This is a genomic window from Proteiniborus ethanoligenes, from assembly GCF_900107485.1.
GTDB lineage: Bacteria > Bacillota > Clostridia > Tissierellales > Proteiniboraceae > Proteiniborus > Proteiniborus ethanoligenes.
In genome coordinates this window covers 83710-102204 of the sequence record NZ_FNQE01000007.1, presented here as the reverse complement: position 1 = coordinate 102204, position 18495 = coordinate 83710, and the positions used below count along the sequence as shown (strand labels likewise).

Genomic DNA, 18495 nt, shown 5'->3' with positions numbered 1-18495 from the left:
AATATGACGAGTAAGTCAGGAAGCATGCTCTCTAAGCAATAACCAAATGGTTTTGCAAGGTGAGGAAGAATTATCCTTCGCTAACTATTCTTAATTCTATTTTAGCATTAGGATATCTCGATTAAACATTGTAATTAAAATTAAATAAAAATAAATATGCTTAGACACCTGAAAATCTGGGTCTAAACATATTATACGAGGTGATTAAAGATGAAGCGAGGATTAGTAACTAGTACAATTGCACCACTAATGCTAAAGCCTAATTTTCATACAGAAACTGCAGACGAAGCCTTATGTGGTATGGTTTTAGAAATATTAGAAGAGCATAAAGAGGACTGGTACTATTGTAAAACGGGCTATAATTATATGGGATATGTTCACAAAAACAATATATGTGTAGATAACGAAGAGGCAAAAAAATGGGAGAAAGAAGCAAAGAACATAATACTCCATAGATACGTGGATGTTATGGCAAAGCCCAAATATCAGTCGCATATTATTCATAATTTAGTTAAAGGCTCAGTAATTAAATTAACTAAAAATACTAGCGAGGCTTGGTCGAAAATAATATTACCAGACAAAAGGGAAGGCTGGATAAAGACCACATATATAGGCGAATATGTGGCTACATTTAAAAATATTCCAGAGGAAAAGCTTAGAGAAAATTTAGTGAGTACTGCTTTAGACTATCTAGGAACCCAATATAGATGGGGTGGAAAATCTCATTTAGGAATAGACTGTTCAGGATTATGCTCCATATCTTATCTAATAAATGGTGCAAAAATATATAGGGATGCTCAAATCAAAGAAGGCTATGACATGAGAGAAATATCTAAGGAAGAGTTAAAAAAGGGAGACCTTATATTTTTCCCAGGTCATGTAGCCATGTATTTAGGTCATGACAAATATGTACATTCATCTTCTAGCGTTCATGGGGTACGAATAAATAGCTTAAACCCAGAGGATTCTGATTATAAAGAAGATTTAGCTAAAACCATTACAAAATACGGGAGTATATTTAATAGTCAATAGAAAGGGATAACAATACTCTAGGAGGTGATTAGTTGATATCCAATAATAGCTTTAAAAACTTAGGAGTAATTTCCTGTAGTGGAGAAATGTTTATAAATGAAAAAGAAGATTTCTATAATGGCTGGGGACAGGGGATAAGTATAAACAATGTAGGAGAAATAGTTCTTAATGAAGGACAATTAGGAGGAATATACCAATCACCCATAATAAATACAGAGGATTTTAAGGATTTAATTTGCTCCTGGAATGGATTAGCAGAAGATAAAAGTGAAATAGAGCTTTTTATTCAAATAAAGCAGAAAGAAAAGTGGTCAGGCTGGCTAACCTATGGTAAATGGTGGTCAAATGGTAATGAAGGCAGTATGAAAAATCAAAAGGATAATTTAGCACTAATTGATGTAGATTTAGTTAAAGTACTGGGAGAAGGAAAAGGAAATGGATTTAGGTATAAAATAAGACTTAAAAGACAAGAAGAGGCCATTGCAAGTCCCAAAATCAGGCTTATAGCAATTGCCTTAAACCTAGATAATGTAACAGAACAAACTTCTATAGAATATAAGGATTTGGAAAGAGAGCTAGATTTGCCACAGCGTTCTCAAATGATAGTCCCAGAGGTAGGAAGTGTCATATGTAGCCCTACATCTCTTTCTATGGTATTAGAATACTATGGACACTTTGAAGAAACAGAGAAGGTTGCAAAGGGAGTATTTGATTATGGGGCAGAGATTTATGGGAACTGGAGCTATAATGTAGCTTATGCAGGCACTAAGGGATTTAAAGCCTATGTAGCTAGATATAAGGAATTAAGTCAAATAAAGAGGATGATTAATAAAGGAATACCTTTAGTTGCTTCCATAAAAACTAAAACAGCAGAAGAGCTTCAAGGATCGCCACAAGGCTACCCTAGTGGGCATTTAGTTGTTATAAGGGGCTTTAAGATAAAGAATGAGATAGAGTATATTATAGTAAACGATCCAGCAGCCTTGGATAATGAAAGTGTAAGAAAAGAATATATAAGTAGCCAGTTTTTAAAGGCCTGGAACGGTGTTGTGTATTGTGTTTTCCCAAGGTAAATTTGTTAGCATTAAAACAAGGAGGAAACTGTGATGAAGATATTTATTTCAGTAGATATGGAAGGAATATGGGGGGTAGTATCTCCAGCCCATATTAATAGTGGAACTAAGGAATATGAACGTATGAGAAGGCTTATGACTAAGGAAGCCAATATAGTAATTGAAGAGGCCTTCAATAATGGAGCAACTGAAGTTATAGTCAATGATTCTCACGATAATATGGATAATCTATTAATAGAAGAGCTAGATCCTAGGGCACAGCTTATAAGCGGATCTCCCAAGCCACTTAGTATGATGCAGGGCATAGACAATACCTTTGATGGTATTATCTACATAGGCTATCATTCTAGATGTGGCACACCAAATGGAGTGTTTAATCATACATACATGGGCTCTACCATATCAAGTATAGCCATCAATAGAAAAGAGATGGGGGAATGTGGAATAAATGCAGGGGTTGGAGGATATTTTGGAGTACCTATATTAGCTATTGCTGGCGATGATTTATTAGCAGAGCAAGCCTTAGAAGAGATAGGTGCTGTTGAAACCATAGCTGTAAAAAAAGCTCTAGGAAGATATACTGCGCATAACTTATCCTACAATGATTTGAAAAAAACATATAGCGAAAAGCTTAAAAAAGCATTTTCAAATATAAAAGACTATCCAATAATAAAATATAAAGATAATATTATTATGGATATAGAATTTTTTACAGAAGTAAAGGCAGAAAATGTAATGCTACTGCCAGAAGCTAAGAGAATAAATGAAAGGACTATTAGAATAGAATCAGATGATTATTTAGAATTATTTATGAAATTTAGAGCATGTATGACTTTAGCAGGAGCTATTAAGTAAGGGGGGGGGTTCCCCCTTTCTTTGATTACATAGAGGTATGTTTATAGTATTTGTATTTTATACAAGAAATGTGGTAAAGTATTAATGAAATATTTTAAAAGGGTGAAGGAAGTGCTTATAGAAAATATTAATCGATACATAGAAGGAGCAAAGGGAGAAGTATCCCTTGTACTTAAAGATTTAACTAATGATAAGTGGATATATACCTTAAATGGAAACAAGCCTGTTCAATCTGCCAGCACCATAAAAGTATTAATAATGGTAGAAGCTTTGAACCAAGTATTACAAGGGAAATACAGCTTAAATCAAATCATAGATATAAGGGAAGAGTATAAGGTAAAATACAGCATAATAACCGACATGACCTTAAAGTCATACCCTTATTTAGACCTTATAATTCTTATGAATATAGTAAGTGATAATACAGCTACAAATATATTAATAGATTTGTTAGGATATGAGAATATTAATGAAATGGCTAGGAAGCTTGGACTTAAAAATACTGTATTGAGAAGAAAAATGGAAGAGTTTAAAGCTATAAAAGAAGGGAGAGACAACTATACTAGTGCTATGGACATGGGGGTTATAATGGAAAGCCTGTATAGAAATTTGATCTTAACTCCTGAAATGTGTAGTTTAGCTCTGGATATACTAAAGCGTCAAAAGTATAAGGATGTTCTCCTTAGACTTATTTCAGAAGATGTAAAAATAGCACATAAAACAGGAGGACTTAGAAACCTTAGCCATGACATAGGAATTTTTTATTTAGATAGTGTTGATTATCTTCTGGGTGTATTTGTTACGGAAGCAGAAAGTGATGTAGAGGCAAAGGAGATAATAGGAAAAATATCTAAGGTCGTATATAATTATTTTACTACTCCTAATAAAGAGTAAATTGAATCTTATAAAAAATGGGTTGAAAGGCTAGATAATATATTAGCCATTTTTATAATAAATAATATTTAATTATGATTATGGGTATGAATATAAAGTAAAACTTTAGAAGAGGAGATGTTTCAAATGAAAATTGCAGTATTAGAGCCCCTGGGAATACCAGAAGCTGAAGTTAGAGCTATTGCCAAGCCTATCATTGACAAAGGGCATGAACTCATAATATATAAGGATAAAAGGGCAGAAGCAGAGGTACTAAAGGAAAGAGTTAAGGACATGGACGTACTAGTACTAGCAAATATGCCATTAAAAGGTGAAATTATACTATCAAATGAGAAAATAAAAATGATTTCAGTAGCATTTACAGGAGTAGACCATGTGAACTTAAAGGTATGCAAAGAAAATAATATTATTGTATCAAATTCAGCTGGATATAGCACCCCATCAGTTGCTGAATTGACCTATGGTTTAATCATATCCCTACTTAGAAATATAGTGCCACTAGATAAAGCAACCAGGGAAGGAAAAACCATGGCAGGATTTACCCAAATAGATTTAAGTGGTAAAACTCTAGGTGTTATAGGAACAGGAGCCATAGGACAAAGAGTGGCAGAAATAGGCTTAGCCTTTGGATGTAGAGTATTGGCTTACAATAGAAGTGAAAATGAAAGCCTTATAAAGCAAGGAGTTACCTATATGTCCTTAGAAGAGCTATTAAAAGAAAGCCATATATTAACTATTCATCTACCATTAACAGACAATACAAGAGGGCTAATAGACAAAGATAAAATAAAGCTAATGAAGAAGGATGCACTACTTATAAATACAGCCAGAGGGCCTATTGTAGATAATCAAGCTTTAGCAGAAGCATTAAAGAATGGAGAAATAGCAGGAGCGGGTATAGATGTATTTGACATGGAGCCACCGCTTCCATCAGATTATCCATTACTCAATTCTCCAAATACAGTTTTAGCTCCACACATAGGCTTTGCAACTAAAGAAGCTATGAAGAGAAGAGCAGAGATTACCTTTGATAATATACTCCGTTGGCTTGAAGGAAGTCCACAAAACAGAGTGATATAGAAAAAATGACCTCGGAGTCATAAATTATTTATAAAAAATACTCTTAAGGAAGCTTATTCCCTAAGAGTATTTTGCTTTTAAAAAGCTTAAATTATTTACTATAGAGCTCAATAATCTTTAATATAACCTTAACTGCACTTTCCATAGATTCAGTACATATAAATTCATATTTTCCATGGAAATTATGACCACCAGTAAATAAATTAGGACAAGGCAAACCCATATAAGAAAGCCTAGAACCATCTGTTCCACCACGAATCGGTTTTATTTTTGGAGTTATTCCTAGCTCCTCCATTGCGCTTTTAGCAGTGTCCACAATATGCATTACTGGCTCTATTTTTTCCTTCATATTGTAATACTGATCCTTTATTTCTAACTGAATAGTATTTTCTCCATATTTAGAATTTAAGAAATAGACTGCATTTTCCATAAGAGCCTTTTTCTCTTCAAACTTATCTTTAAAATGATCTCTAATAATATAGCCCATGTTAGTTTTTTCTACATCACCACTGATGGATGTAAGATGGAAAAATCCTTCATAGCCTTCTGTATATTCAGGCTTTTGATTTTCAGGTAATAAAGAGTTTAATTCCATGGCTATTTCCATAGAGTTAATCATCTTATTTTTAGAAGCTCCAGGGTGAACATTTCGCCCGTAAATAGTGAGCTTAACTCCAGCAGCATTAAAGTTTTCATATTCAAGCTCGCCTAACTCACCACCATCAACAGTATAAGCAAAATCTGCACCGAATTTATCCACATTGAAATAATCTGCCCCTCTACCTACTTCCTCATCAGGTGTAAAAGCAACCTTAATAGCTCCATGCTCCATATGAGGATTTTGAACTAAATACTCTATTGCAGTCATTATTTCTGCTATACCAGCCTTATCATCTGCCCCTAATAAAGTAGTACCATCTGTAGTTATTAAAGTTTTCCCTATGTATTTTTTCAACTCTGGGAAATCCTTAGGGGATAGGATTACATTGTTTTCTTTGTTTAATACAATGTCCTCACCATTATAGTCTTGGATTATTTGAGGATTAACATTTTCTCCAGACATATCAGGACTAGTATCCATATGAGCAATAAATCCTATAGTAGGAACCTCCTTATTAACATTAGCTGGAAGAGTAGCCATTACATAGCAGTTTTCATCTACAGAAGCATCATCAAGACCTAGGGCCTTCAATTCTTCTACTAAAAGCTTTGCAAGATTAAACTGAGACTTAGTGCTAGGAAAATCAGCGGAGTCAAATTCAGATTTTGTATCTATTTTTATATACCTTAAAAATTTGTCTACAACCTTACTCAAAACTATCACTCCTCATAACATTATTATTTTCAGACTAATACTTAATAAGTATTATACTGCATTTAGCGAAATAATTGAAGAAATAATTAGGGAAATAAATTCAGACAACATGTTCTGAATTACGACCATATTTGACAACAAAAATGTTATAATTATAAAAGTAATTTTATTAATGAATTTCATCATAGAATTAGTTATGGCATAAATATTAAATTAATTAATTTTTAGAAAAAGTCTAAGGAAGGAGGGGGAAATGGACAAATATTTTAAATCTAATGCATTTACAACCTTTGAACAAAGTAAAAAAGCCAAAAATAAATGTAAAAAAACAATAATTTTTTTGTCGATTCCAAGTATCATATTAGGGATTTTATTGAATGATATTATTTTTTCAGCCACTTTTGTATTAATGCTCATTGGTATATTTTCATTGCTGATTTCAATTGTCATTTTATTCTTAGAGTCTCATTCCAATAATGAGAAAGGAATCTCTACATGGAACGACAATTATTTCATAGCTTTTAGAGACAAGGATGTACTTATTTCAAGACCATATTGTGCAGGAATTGAAAATGGAGCCGACTCCATGAAATATAATAATGAAAAAGGATTACTTATTGCTAAGATAAACATACCGTATGATCAAATAAAGGAAATTGAATTAGAGGAAAGAGAATTTGGCAGCTTAGAATATGGTATTTGGAAAGCACGAATATTGAATCTAAAACTATATGACTCCCGCTCTTACCATGTTTATCCTACACATTTTTCAAGCACTATGATGGATTTTATAGAAAAGTTATTTGGAGCAAAGCTACAGTATCATATTTCAAGAGATTATCTTAATCAATTTTATGGCAAGGATAAAGTATCGCCTTTAAAAAAACTGCTTTAATGGGAGGAAAAAATGACTAAAAGTTTATTTTTATTGTGTTTAGCTGGATTAGGCTTAGGCGTAATCATTTTCATATTTATAATTAATAAAATCATGAAAACAAAAATAGTAATATTTGATATTATTGTAATTGTTGCATTTGGTATATCTTCTATAGTTTCTGGGACATTAGGCTATTTAAGTTATGAAAAAGGTATAAATTTACATAAAGACAATATATACAAAGCAGTTCAAAATCTAAAATCTGGGGATTTTGATGAAGCATTGAAAAAGGCTGATAACATTTTACATATGGAAAAAAACAATGTTGAAGCTATACAGATAAAAGCCATTGTAAATAATCTTACAGGTAACTATAAAGAGGCAGAGATAGCTGTTTTAAGCTTTATAAAGGCTAACGATATAGACCCAATCAAAGATAAAAGGCTTGAGCAGCTTTTAAAGATGATAAAAGTTGGACAAGGAGAAATTGATGAAGATACTTATATTTCATTAGGAATACCTAAAAATGAAAATGAATATGTAATAAGCGAAGAAAAAAAACAAGAAATCATTCAAAAATTATCAGATGAAGCTATGAAATCTTTTACTAATTTAAAGCTTCCATCTCAAAAGAAAATTGAGATGCTAGATAAAATAATTGAAATAGAAAAAGCACTTATAGACAATAACAATGATAAGAAAGTAGAAGAAGAAATACTTCGGTTATCCATTGAAAATGAAAAGGATGTTGAAATTAATAAGCTTGCAGTAAAGATACTTCTACAAAGTGGTAACTTCGAGCAAGCGGCTAAAACCATGGAGAAAGTAATTATCAACGAAAACACTTTGGAAAACAAATTAATATTATCCGACATTTATGCAAATTATTTAAAAGAATATACAGACACTGACAAAATACCACAAGACAGCATATTTGCAACAGCAGCAACAGATGATGAAATAAAAAAGCTGGAAGAAGTAATGTTAAGAAAACAGGGAGAAATAGCGGAACTAGAAAATAAAATAGAAGAAGAAAAAAATCAAAAGAAAGCAATAAAGCTTGAGGAAAATAAGGAAAAGCTTCAAAATGAAATAAATGATTTAGAAAAGAGAATTGCAGCTACACCTTTGAAGAAAGTTATAAATTATATTGAAGCTCAAAAACCGTTTTTAGGGAAGAATAGTCCTGATTACGAATTACAATTATCTAAACTATACTTTGCCGCTGATAAAAAAGAACAAGCTAAAAAGCATTTACAAAAGGCCTTAAAAATCGTTTCGAAATTAGAGACTAAATCAGAGGTTACAAAAGAATTACAAGAAATAAACAATCTTTATGAACAAGGTACAAACCTTATTGATGATTTTAGAATACCTTCAAAGGTCAATAATGTAGTCAATAATTTAAACAATGGTTTCATACCTGCAACTGATATGAATTTGAATGGAGAATTTGGAAATTTCGTAGTTTCATATATAAAATATAGCAAAGCAGATGTGTTTATTAGCCAAGTGGATACTAGTAATTATCCTCAAATATCCGCATACGTTAATGTTAGTGAAGACAAGCAAGGATTTTGGAAGAACAAATCTGACTTTGCTCAAAAGGATTTTATTATTGAAGACACAGGTTTATCTATAGATAATTTTACTGTTAATAAAAATGTATCCAAAAACATTGATATAGCTTTGGTATTTGATAAGAGTGGAAGTATGGAAGGACGACCTATAGATGATGCTAAAGCTGCAGGAAAAAACTTTATAGACAATATTGATGATAGTCAAAGAGTTGCAATAGTAACCTTTGATACTAGTGCTTATGTTGAAAATTCTTTAACATCACAAAAGGATTCACTTTCTAATTCTATAAACAACATAGTTGCCAACGGAGGAACGAGTATTTACAAAGGCTTAGAAACAGCTGTAGATTTGTTAGGAAACACCATGGGAAGCAAAGCTATTATTTTGCTCTCCGATGGCAGGGATAGCAATAGTACCCCTATAAAAGATACTATTAACGCTGCTAAACGCGCAGGCATATCTGTATATACAGTTGGTTTTGGTGATGTTGACGATGAATATTTAAGGGGGATTGCAGAGGGTACTGGAGGCAAATACCTTAAAGCAAATACTACAACAGAACTTGTAGATATTTACTCTGTTCTTCAAAAATACATAACGAATAACTATATAATAAATTATAATGTTGAAGAAAACCAAGATATAAAAGACAGAAATTTACTTGTAAAATTAAAAAATATTCAAGGGGAAGGAAGCAAGGATTATATAGTTGGCAGTTCAAAAAAAGAAGTTGGAAAAGATGAAGACAATGGGGACCAAGAACAAGAGAATGAAATAGGGAAAGTAGATCTAGTTTCTACAGAAGAATTTATGCTTACTTCAGTAACTAATGGGAGTATATTAGGTACTGATACTAAAAAAGAAATTTTCATAGAAATAAATGGTGTAAATATTCCAAAAAATACTAGAATAAGGTTTGGGAACAAAGAAGCCGTTTCTGTTACCTACGAGAATGATAGAAAAATAAAGGCAAAACTCCCTCAAGATATGATTGAAGGAGAATATGACATTATAGGCATTACACCAGAAGGGAAGGTTTCAAAGCTAGAGAATGCTTTGTCAATATACAATACTGGAACTTTAACATCGCTTAAAGTTGGAAATCTTAAAATAAAGGCTAATAATATCCAAAAGATAAATGAAACAAAATATATGGCTAAGGGCAATGTAATAATTAATGGAGTACTTAGAGTAAATGGGGATTTAGATATCACAGCTCTTAATAAAACATCTAAAGACAATGAATATGCAGCAGGGGATGTAGAAAGTGCTAGCAAAATATATATAGCCTTTGAAAAGGACAACCATAGTTTTATAGGAGGACTTTTAGAAGGAAAAGAGTGGATTATTACAAATGGGAAGTTCAATATATCTTCAAATAATAAAGAGAGAAATAAAACCGTACTGAAACGTAGTTCTGCATTCAATCTAGACATAGTTATGTTCAACTTAGAAGTTGGCACCATATATATAGCGCCAGATGGTTTAGAATTTACTGCCGCAAAGTTTGCTTTAAATGACTTAGGCGGAAAAGATGACAGGGATAAAGGTAACACCAATTTGATAAAAGGTATAGTTAAATCCAATAAGTTCCTCCCTGTAAGCGGCGAGGCAACATTTAGGGTAACCGAAAAAGACATACTTACAAAGGCAGCTTTCAAATTGAAATTCGGTGGCAAAGATGGCCTAAAGATACCATATTTAAAAGCAGTTTTTGCTCAAGAAGCAGGTATTACCTTAGATACTATAGGACCTGTTAGAAAATTCGAGATATCAGGAAAATGTGGACTCCCCTTTTTAAATGTTTCAGCATTTAGCTTCACCTATAATGGATATAGTAAAAAACTTATTATGCCCAATGAATTAACTGTTAAGCTTAGTCTGAAGGAAGGAATTCCTTTAAATGCAACCGGTAATGTTACTCTAAAATCCCTTGGACTTGGAGTAGGCACTATGTATGATGCTATAGAGAAGAACAATTGGAAGGATTTGTCTGTTGTAGGCGTAGGGGATATTGGTTTCAATTTAAGCCCAGTATCATTGCCCTTAGTAGGGAAAATAGATGTATTAACTTTTTCGGACATAAAAGCTTCAGCAAAACTAAATTTAGATAGATTATCTTTAGGAGGAAAAGTTAAAGTACTTGGAATACAACTGGCAGAGGGAACTGCCACTTATGAAGACAAAGATAATAACAAAAGTTTTCTAATTAACACTAAAGGAGAGATAAAGCTTGAATTATTAGTTGCGGGATTCCGTGTTGATGGAGACTATATCCTGTCCGTAAGTAGTGATGGATTTATTTCTGACGGAAAAGTAAATGGCTATTTTCATAATTACTTAAAGGATGTAAAAGGTCAGGGACAAGGCAGTATAAGAATAACTGTTAATAAGGATATAACTACTTTTACAATAATTTTAAAATCAAATGATGATATGTTTAAATTTCGTGTTGCTATGGATAATAATGCCAGCATTTTGAATTTAAAAGAAAAATTCCAAGTGGAATGTAATTAGGAGGAGCAGACATTGAAGAAACATCTTAGTATTATATTTGTTATTTTGTTAATATTGATAAATATTTCTACTGTACATGCTACTGAAAAAAAATTAGAAGTCCCAATAAAGGAGAACATGGAAAGTGCTGTATTTCTAATAAATTGGGAAAAAAATGTGGATGCAGATGTTGTTTTGATAAAGCCCGATGGCAGTACAATGACTAAAGCAGAATTAAATAATGCTTATGTGAAGGAAAAAAATAATGTGCTGATAGTAATAAACAATCCAGAAATAGGAGATTGGCAGGTAATAGTCAAAGGAGAAGATACGGGAAAGGTTACTGTATCCTTAAACGAAATAGAAGAAATATTTGAAATAAGTCAGTTTGTTGTAGAGAAAATTGATGATACAAAATTTAATCTTAAGTGGTCTACAAAAAATATTGAGGACCGTTCAATATCTATTCATGTATATGTGGATGAAGACAATGAAGGCTATAATGGGATAGAAGTCAGCAAATTTACTGGAGACATTAGTGGAAGTAGAGAAATAACAATAGACAAATTAGATTGGGGAAATTATTACTTTTATATTAAGGTTGTAGATAGCTTAGGCATAGACGATTATTTATATTCAGATGAAGCCTTTGAGATAATAAGCCCAAACGTACCAGTGAAAATTTCCGCTGTGAAGGCTTCTGTAGTTGAGGATAATATAAAGATTCAATGGGAAAAACCAGACAATAATTTAAGAAATAAATATAGAATAATGATTTTTAAAGAAGGTAGTAATAAGCCATTTTATACTGAAGAAACTGAACAAAACGAATTTATTACACCTTCTATAGAAGGAGATAAGGTTCAGATAGCTGTGGCTGCTTTAGGAAGAAATAATGTATTAGGAAAATACGAAAAAATATTAGTGGATATGAACAAATCAAAGAATATTAAAGCCAGTGTTAATTTTCCTGAGAATCACATTATAAATACAATGATATTACCAGTACCATTAGAAATGGAAAAGGGCTATAAGGCTAGTATTTATATAAATGGAGAAATGATTAAAGAAAATGTTTTAGAAAGTGGTACAATTACTTTCCAATTAAATGACGGACCTAATGATTTAGCTATTATTGTGGAGGACAATCAAGGCAATGGAAAGATTTTTGCAAAAGAACTATATGTGGATACTTATCCACCACAATTGTACGTCAGTAAGGATTATCAGGGGATATCTACAGCAGAAGGAAGTATTGTATTATCAGGTGAAGTAGAACCAAATTCAAAGTTGTTTTTAAATGATAAAGAAATTGAATACCAAGATAACGGAGTCTTCGTATATAATATGTCTTTATCTATAGGTAAAAATGAAATAGTATTAAAGGCAGTAGATATTGCGGGTAATACTTCATACTACTATGGGAACGTAAACAAAACTATGGGAGCTGAAATTGTATATTATATTATTCTTATTTTTTCAATCATAGTGACTATTATTTTAATGATATTTATATTTATTAAGAAGAAAAAGCAAGAAAGAAGCGGAGGAAATAAGGATGAGGAGTAAAGTTAAATTTATATTATTAGGTATAAGTATTTTGTGTTTTGGATATTTTGCCTACGCATATAACCAGATTTCTGGATTTAAACTTTTATTTATGGACTCGCAAAAAGGAGCTTTTTATTTAAAAACCTATAAGATTTTCTTGATAGTGGGAATAGTATTAACTATTGCTACAGTGTATTATTTTGTGAAGGATAATAGGACAAGTAAAAACTTTAAAACTTTATTAAAATTATTGTTTAAATAAATAATACCAAGGGTAATATAATAATAGATAATTGAAAACAATTATCAATTAAACAAACTACCCCTAAAAAATAATTCCCCCCTTTACTACAGGGTCCCCCACCCTGTAGTTTTTCTTTTTTAAAAGTAACATAATTGTAATTAAAATGTAATCTTATGGTTCTTAAATAACTGATAAAACCTGATATAATATAATCAATAAGCTACGGAGGTAGAGATATGGTAAAAAAAGTAGTGTTGTTCATTGCAACCATTGCTTCAATGACTATTTTTGTAGTAACAGGTATATTATTGCTTAGGGGCATGGGGAACTATAGTACTGTTATGGCGTTTTCCGATAATGAAACGAGTATTATATTTGAGGATAAATATATTGAAGGCTATGAGAAGCCTATTATAGAAGAGGGAAAAATACTTCTTCCAATTAATTTTTTAAAGGATTATATCTATTCTGATATTGAACACAGCAATGAATATGATAGGCTATATGTAAATATAGATAAACCTATTTTCAGTCTTGAAACAGAGGAACTGACTAATAGAATTAAAGATGGAATAAAACTAAACTTTCTAACAGAAAAAATTGAAAATATAAGCTATTTAAACATAATAGGCTTAGAAAAAATTTTTAATATAAAGACTGAATATAATAAAGAAAACAATGTGCTTATAATAGATAGGATAAAGGAAATGGCTTATACAGGCCAAGTTAAAAAAGGAACCAATTTAAGGCTGTCTAAATCTCCAATTGGAGAAAAAATATATAAACTAGAAAAAAATGAAAAGGCAGTTGTGTTTGAAAAAGATGGAAAATGGGTAAAAGCAAGAACAAACAATGGATATATAGGATATGCACTTCAAAAAAATCTAGAGATTTCAGAAGAAAATATAGAAATAAATTATAAGCTAAATGAAATAAGAGAAGCTCAAAAAACAAATGAAAGGATAAATCTAGTATGGACTCATATATCTAAATATTCACCAGATTTATCTAAAGAACAGGTTATTGAAGGATTAGACATAATATCTCCTACTTGGTTTTCTATATCAAGTGATAATGGATTTTTAGTTAATAATGGAGATATTAAGTATTCAAATGATGCACATGAAAAGGGATACAGAGTATGGGGGTTGATTGACAATAGCTTTGATAAGGATTTGACTAAGGGACTTCTCCTAGATGAAAAAGCACAAGAAAATGTAATAAACCAAATACTAGTTTATGCAAGTATATATAATTTAGACGGGATAAACATAGACTTTGAAAATGTATATTATGAGAATAAGGACAATTTTACACTATTTGTAGACAAGCTTACGAAGGCTCTTAAAGAGCAAAATCTAGTAGTTTCAATAGACATGACAGTACCCTCATCCAGCGAAACCTGGTCTAAGTTTTACGACAGAGAAAAACTTGGGCAAATAGTAGACTATTGTATGGTAATGACATATGATGAACACTGGTCATCAAGTCCAATTAGTGGCTCCGTGGCGTCCATAGAATGGGTAGAAAAGGGATTACAGAATACGCTAAAGTATATACCAAATGAAAAGCTTATAATGGGGATTCCTTTTTATACTAGAGAGTGGGAAGAAACTAAGGATAATAATGGAAGGGTTAAAGTTAAATCTAAGGCTTTTTCTATGGAAGGAGTAAATAATATAATAAAGGAAAACAATTCACAGGTAATATGGCTTGAAGAAACAGGACAGCATTATACAGAGTATATTAAAGATGGTAAGAAATATAGGATATGGTTAGAGGATGAAAAATCCATAGAGCTTAAATCCTCCTTAGTTCATAAATATGATCTAGCAGGAGTAGCATCATGGAGAAAGGGCTTTGAAACAGAAAATATATGGCCAGTTTTAAACAGGATATTAAAGGAAGATAGCAGTAAATTGGTTAAAAACAAATAATCATATCAAAAATTGTCAAATAAAGCAAGAAAATAGTGGAATAAAAATAGGTAAAAATATTGTATTTCTCACCAAAAAATGTTACTATATATAACATGTGTGGTTATTTTATCAAAAAATGGTATTTAGCTATATTTAGCCTTTGTTTTCTATTTTATTATAAGGAAGTGATTGTTCATGAACAAGGAGCGTTTTGATAATTTAAAAGATTTGATTATAAAAAAACAGGATGAATTGAATAAGTTTTTAGAAAGCGAAAATGTTAACAAATCTAAGGCCCTAGAACTAAGCCTTGAATTGGACAAGCTTATATATGAATTTTATGTTTATAAAAATCAAGCAAACTAATTTGCAAATTTAAGATTTTTACTTAAAAATAAAATTATATAATTCCTATATAAATGCCACAATAAAAAACAAAAGCTCTTTGGATGTATAACAGTCCAAAGAGCTTATCTTTGTAGTAAAATAGTTTTTCTTATTCAATATAGTTATCCCAGTACAACATCTAAAAACATCATTATTACAAACCCAATAAGAACTCCATAGGTAGCCTGTCTTTCATAGCCATTTTTATGAGTTTCGGGTATAACCTCGTCACTAATAACGAACAGCATTGCACCAGCTGCAAAGGCCAATATAAGAGGTAATAAAGGTCTTGCAATATTTACAAGCATCAGCCCTATGAAGGCTCCTATAGGCTCTACTAAGCCAGTTAGCAAGGCAATAGTAAAGGCTTTTTTTGTAGAATATTTCTCTCTTACTAGAGCCAGTGCTACTGCTAAGCCTTCAGGAAGGTTTTGAAGAGTTATACCAATAGCAAGAATAATACCATTAGATACATTCTCATCACCAAACCCTACACCTACTGCTAAGCCCTCAGGAAAGTTATGAATAGTTATAGCTATAATAAATAGCCACATTCTTGCTAAAGAAGATTTATTTCCTTCTTCACGCTTATCTAAAAGATGCACATGAGGAGAGTGCTTATCTGCAAAATCTAAGAACATTCCTCCAAGAATTATTCCTATTGCAGTAATACCAGCACCCTTGATACCCCCGCCACCAGCTTCAATAGCAGGTATGATTAAAGAAAATGACGTAGCAGCAAGCATTACCCCTGCTGCAAAACCTAGCATAGTATCTAAGGTTTTAGAGGATACATTTTTAGTAAAGAAAATAGGAATAGCCCCTATTCCAGTAGAAAATCCTGCTAATATGCTAGTGATAATACCAATGATTATAACATTTTCAGAATTAATAAATTTTGTAATACAATTCCCCTTTCTTATGTAGTTAATTACTGAAATATGAATCAGAACATAATAATATCCTTATAATTCTTTTATTCCCTATACTTAAACATTATATCAAAAAGTTCACAATTATAATATAATTTGATAATATTTAAATAGATATTGAAAGGAGCTGGTGATATGCCTAATAACCTTTATAAAGTATTAGTCGTTGATGATGATATTGAGATATGCAATATGATAGAGATGTTTTTAAAAAAAGAAATGTTTAGTGTAGTCAAGGCTCATGATGGTGAAGCTGCTCTTAGTAAATTTGCAGAAGAGATGCCAGACATGGTCATACTTGATATAATGCTGCCTAAAATAGATGGTTATGATATATGCAGAGAAATAAAAAAAATAAGCCATGTACCTATAATCATGCTTACTGCAAAAGGAGATACCTTTGATAAGGTATTAGGTCTTAGATTAGGGGCAGACGACTATATAGTAAAGCCCTTTGAGCCAGAGGAGCTTATTGCCAGAATAAGAGCTGTTTTAAGGAGAACCTCTCCGAAGAAACATAGAGATGAGGGGAAAATCATATTCCCATCTCTTATGATAGATATGAATGACTATAGTATAAAAATAAATGATGAGGCTATGAGTATACCTAAAAAGGAAATGGAGCTGCTGCATTTTTTAGCCTCGAACCCTAATAAGCTTTTTACACGAGAGCAGCTTATAGAACAAATATGGGGATACGATTATTTAGGTGAGACTAGGACTGTTGATGTTCATATAAAAAGACTTAGGGAAAAGCTTAAATCAGTTGATGATAAATATGAAATAAAAACAGTGTGGGGAGTTGGATATAAATTTGAGGTGAAAAAAAATGTTTAATACAGTATTTAAAAAGCTAGTATTAGTATACTTAATTGTGATAGTGGTCATATTTGCTGTATTAGGCATATCATTGATGAAAATGTTTGAAAACTACTACTTTGACAAAAAAAGTCAGGTCCTTATTGATGAAGGGCAAAAGCTAAATTTAACAGTAGTAAAATATCTTAACGGTCAAGTAACATATGAAAGACTTGGGTTGGAGCTAGAAGCTATAGAAAGATTTTTAAACACTAAAATATGGGTTATAGATAAAATGGGATATGTCTATGGTGTGTCAAGTAAGTCAGAGACAAAATGGATTGGTAGACAGCTTTCTGAAGAAGATATAATCAATGTATTAAAGGGAAATGTAATAACAAAGCGAAATGGATACGATGAGTATTTTGGCAGCCCTGTAATGACAGTCGGCATCCCAATATTTGTAAATGGGAAAGTGGAAAATGGTATATTTATGCACTCACCAATATATGAGATTAAAGAAACCCTTAATGAAGTATACAAAATTATACTTTACTCTATTGGAATATCTTTTTTTATAGCCACAACAATGCTTTATACAATATCTCAAAAAATTTCAAGGCCTATAAAAGAAATAAACCAGATAACTAAGGTAATAGCTTCAGGAGAATTTCATAAGAGAGTATCTATCAAATCAAAAGATGAGCTAGGACAACTAGCCAGCTCCTTTAATCACATGGCGGAAGAGCTAAGTAAGCTAGAGAACATGAGGAGAGGATTTATTGCAGATGTATCTCATGAATTAAGAACCCCCTTAACCTTGATAAAAGGCTATACTAAAGGTCTTATGGATGTAGAATTACCTGAAAATAAAAAGGATGAATATTTTAAAATAATCTGTGAAGAAACAGATAGACTAACTGAGTTAATAAACAATCTTCTTGACTTGTCTAGAATGGAGTCAGGAAGTAATACCCTAAATATAGAAAGCTTTAATATAAATGAATTGATCAGAAGAAATATATTGAAATTTAGCAATGGGTTGGAAAAAAAGAATATCCATGTAGAAATAGAGTTTAAGAAAGAACCCTTATGGGTAGCTGCAGATAGAGAGAGTATTTCACAGGTAATAGCTAATTTAATAGACAATGCAGTTAAATTTATGAACAACGAGGATACCTTAACCATTGATACATGCATTAAAGATAATAAGGCCCTAATATCTATTAAAGATACTGGAATAGGCATACCTGATGATGAGATAAAAAACATATGGGAGAGATTTTATAAAGGGGACAAATCAAGATCAAGGCAAGTTAAGGGAACTGGTCTTGGACTTGCCATAGTAAAGGAAATAATTAAAAGCCATAATGAAGACATAATAGTAGAAAGTAAGGTTGGAGAAGGAACTAGGTTTAGTTTTACATTAAGACTTTCAGAAAAGCTGTAGAAAAAACACTG

The 18495-nt window shown here is 31.6% G+C and carries 16 protein-coding genes; 14 read left to right on the top strand and 2 right to left on the bottom strand.

The genetic code is table 11. From position 1 onward, the window contains the following. Positions 1–210 precede the first annotated feature (210 nt). The 5 genes from BLV37_RS04375 to BLV37_RS04355 all read left to right on the top strand — a co-directional run bounded on the left by BLV37_RS04375 (position 211) and on the right by BLV37_RS04355 (position 4934). Positions 211–1032, top strand: a complete 822-nt coding sequence (locus tag BLV37_RS04375) for a C40 family peptidase (RefSeq protein ID WP_091727825.1) — start codon at positions 211–213, stop codon at positions 1030–1032. A 32-nt stretch (positions 1033–1064) separates the two neighbouring features. Continuing rightward, positions 1065–2105: a C39 family peptidase gene (locus tag BLV37_RS04370; RefSeq protein WP_091727822.1), complete on the top strand. Its 1041-nt coding sequence runs from the start codon at positions 1065–1067 to the stop codon at positions 2103–2105. A gap of 33 nt (positions 2106–2138) precedes the next feature. Next, positions 2139–2960: a M55 family metallopeptidase gene (locus BLV37_RS04365; RefSeq protein ID WP_091727819.1), complete on the top strand. Its 822-nt coding sequence runs from the start codon at positions 2139–2141 to the stop codon at positions 2958–2960. 84 nt (positions 2961–3044) lie between these two features. After that, positions 3045–3854 carry a serine hydrolase gene (locus BLV37_RS04360; protein WP_091727816.1) on the top strand — a complete coding sequence of 270 codons (810 nt, stop codon included), beginning with the start codon at positions 3045–3047 and terminating at the stop codon, positions 3852–3854. Positions 3855–3980: 126 nt separating this feature from the next. Next, positions 3981–4934 (top strand): 2-hydroxyacid dehydrogenase, encoded by a 954-nt coding sequence (locus tag BLV37_RS04355; RefSeq protein ID WP_091727814.1) that lies wholly within the window; start codon positions 3981–3983, stop codon positions 4932–4934. A 91-nt stretch (positions 4935–5025) separates the two neighbouring features. Here the strand turns inward: BLV37_RS04355 and pepT are convergent, their stop codons facing one another. Next, the gene (gene pepT / locus BLV37_RS04350; protein ID WP_091727811.1) at positions 5026–6249 is read right to left on the bottom strand and encodes a peptidase T; all 1224 of its coding nucleotides are present in this window, start codon (positions 6247–6249) and stop codon (positions 5026–5028) included. A gap of 253 nt (positions 6250–6502) precedes the next feature. On the opposite strand from pepT, the gene BLV37_RS04345 reads away from it, so the two are divergent. The 6 genes from BLV37_RS04345 (at position 6503) to BLV37_RS04320 (ending at position 15283) form a co-directional block, all read left to right on the top strand. After that, positions 6503–7144, top strand: coding sequence for a hypothetical protein (locus BLV37_RS04345; RefSeq protein WP_091727808.1), 642 nt, complete (start codon positions 6503–6505; stop codon positions 7142–7144). A gap of 12 nt (positions 7145–7156) precedes the next feature. Continuing rightward, positions 7157–11224, top strand: a complete 4068-nt coding sequence (locus BLV37_RS04340) for a VWA domain-containing protein (protein WP_091727805.1) — start codon at positions 7157–7159, stop codon at positions 11222–11224. A gap of 12 nt (positions 11225–11236) precedes the next feature. Beyond that, the gene (locus BLV37_RS04335) at positions 11237–12772 is read left to right on the top strand and encodes a hypothetical protein (RefSeq protein WP_091727801.1); all 1536 of its coding nucleotides are present in this window, start codon (positions 11237–11239) and stop codon (positions 12770–12772) included. Then, on the top strand, positions 12762–13016 hold the full coding sequence (locus BLV37_RS04330; protein ID WP_091727798.1) for a hypothetical protein: 255 nt from the start codon (positions 12762–12764) through the stop codon (positions 13014–13016). Before BLV37_RS04335 ends, BLV37_RS04330 begins: the two co-directional genes overlap by 11 nt. Positions 13017–13234: 218 nt before the next feature. Then, a complete protein-coding gene (locus BLV37_RS04325; RefSeq protein WP_091727795.1) occupies positions 13235–14935 on the top strand; it encodes a glycosyl hydrolase family 18 protein in 1701 nt (566 codons plus the stop codon). 177 nt (positions 14936–15112) lie between these two features. Beyond that, complete coding sequence (locus tag BLV37_RS04320) at positions 15113–15283, top strand: Spo0E family sporulation regulatory protein-aspartic acid phosphatase (protein ID WP_091727793.1); 171 nt, start codon at positions 15113–15115, stop codon at positions 15281–15283. 143 nt (positions 15284–15426) lie between these two features. On the opposite strand, the gene BLV37_RS04315 is transcribed toward BLV37_RS04320, so the two are convergent. Further along, positions 15427–16050: a ZIP family metal transporter gene (locus BLV37_RS04315; RefSeq protein WP_244270465.1), complete on the bottom strand. Its 624-nt coding sequence runs from the start codon at positions 16048–16050 to the stop codon at positions 15427–15429. Between BLV37_RS04315 and BLV37_RS15280 the strand changes: the two genes are divergently transcribed. From BLV37_RS15280 to BLV37_RS04305, 3 genes are all read left to right on the top strand, one after another. Further along, a complete protein-coding gene (locus BLV37_RS15280) occupies positions 16019–16231 on the top strand; it encodes a hypothetical protein (RefSeq protein ID WP_244270464.1) in 213 nt (70 codons plus the stop codon). The two genes, BLV37_RS04315 and BLV37_RS15280, sit on opposite strands and share 32 nt — an antisense overlap. A 140-nt stretch (positions 16232–16371) precedes the next feature. Further along, positions 16372–17073: a response regulator transcription factor gene (locus tag BLV37_RS04310; protein WP_091727788.1), complete on the top strand. Its 702-nt coding sequence runs from the start codon at positions 16372–16374 to the stop codon at positions 17071–17073. Then, positions 17066–18484 carry a HAMP domain-containing sensor histidine kinase gene (locus tag BLV37_RS04305; RefSeq protein ID WP_091727785.1) on the top strand — a complete coding sequence of 473 codons (1419 nt, stop codon included), beginning with the start codon at positions 17066–17068 and terminating at the stop codon, positions 18482–18484. Before BLV37_RS04310 ends, BLV37_RS04305 begins: the two co-directional genes overlap by 8 nt. Positions 18485–18495 lie beyond the last annotated feature (11 nt).

Bases quoted from the DNA above. Each gene is read 5' to 3' on its own strand.
- BLV37_RS04375 (WP_091727825.1), top strand. From the start codon at position 211: ATGAAGCGAGGATTAGTAACTAGTACAATTGCACCACTAATGCTAAAG.
- BLV37_RS04365 (WP_091727819.1), top strand. From the start codon at position 2,139: ATGAAGATATTTATTTCAGTAGATATGGAAGGAATATGGGGGGTAGTA.
- BLV37_RS04360 (WP_091727816.1), top strand. From the start codon at position 3,045: ATGAAATATTTTAAAAGGGTGAAGGAAGTGCTTATAGAAAATATTAAT.
- BLV37_RS04355 (WP_091727814.1), top strand. From the start codon at position 3,981: ATGAAAATTGCAGTATTAGAGCCCCTGGGAATACCAGAAGCTGAAGTT.
- BLV37_RS04345 (WP_091727808.1), top strand. From the start codon at position 6,503: ATGGACAAATATTTTAAATCTAATGCATTTACAACCTTTGAACAAAGT.
- BLV37_RS04340 (WP_091727805.1), top strand. From the start codon at position 7,157: ATGACTAAAAGTTTATTTTTATTGTGTTTAGCTGGATTAGGCTTAGGC.
- BLV37_RS04330 (WP_091727798.1), top strand. From the start codon at position 12,762: ATGAGGAGTAAAGTTAAATTTATATTATTAGGTATAAGTATTTTGTGT.
- BLV37_RS04325 (WP_091727795.1), top strand. From the start codon at position 13,235: ATGGTAAAAAAAGTAGTGTTGTTCATTGCAACCATTGCTTCAATGACT.
- BLV37_RS04320 (WP_091727793.1), top strand. From the start codon at position 15,113: ATGAACAAGGAGCGTTTTGATAATTTAAAAGATTTGATTATAAAAAAA.
- BLV37_RS15280 (WP_244270464.1), top strand. From the start codon at position 16,019: ATGATTAAAGAAAATGACGTAGCAGCAAGCATTACCCCTGCTGCAAAA.
- BLV37_RS04315 (WP_244270465.1), bottom strand. From the start codon at position 16,050: ATGCTTGCTGCTACGTCATTTTCTTTAATCATACCTGCTATTGAAGCT.
- BLV37_RS04310 (WP_091727788.1), top strand. From the start codon at position 16,372: ATGCCTAATAACCTTTATAAAGTATTAGTCGTTGATGATGATATTGAG.
- BLV37_RS04305 (WP_091727785.1), top strand. From the start codon at position 17,066: ATGTTTAATACAGTATTTAAAAAGCTAGTATTAGTATACTTAATTGTG.